Annotated in this window: 1 protein-coding gene; it reads left to right on the top strand. The window is 68.6% G+C overall.

Going from position 1 to position 370, the window contains the following annotated elements; all coding sequences use genetic code 11:
* On the top strand, window positions 1-370 hold a 370-nt coding region (locus ADK64_RS09840), incomplete at both ends, for a polyketide synthase dehydratase domain-containing protein (protein ID WP_159046212.1).

Here is a 370-nt window from a genome sequence, read left to right as displayed (position 1 = left end):
GCGGCGTGGGGAGGAGATTTTCGCCGAGGCCGCGTTGCCGTCGGGTGAGGTGGACTCGGCTGCCGGGTTCGGTCTGCACCCGGCGCTGCTGGATGCCGCCCTCCACGCCGGGGCCTTCTCCGAAGCCCGCGGATCCGATGACGAGAGCGAAGGTGCACTGCTGCCGTTCGCGTGGAGTGGTGTGTCACTGCATGCTTCGGGGGCGTCGTCGTTGAGGATCCGGTTGTCGTCCACGGGGCAGGAGTCGCTGTCGCTGGAGTTGGCGGATGCCGAGGGTGCTCCGGTCGCGTCGGTCGAGTCGCTCGTCCTGCGGGCAGTCACCGATGAGCAGTTGAAGGTGTCCGGTGGCGGCGGAAGCGAGTCGCTCTTC

It is taken from the genome of Streptomyces sp. MMG1121, from assembly GCF_001280015.1.
GTDB lineage: Bacteria > Actinomycetota > Actinomycetes > Streptomycetales > Streptomycetaceae > Streptomyces.
The sequence above is the reverse complement of the archived record's forward strand: the minus strand, read 5'-3'. Positions and strand labels throughout refer to the sequence as shown.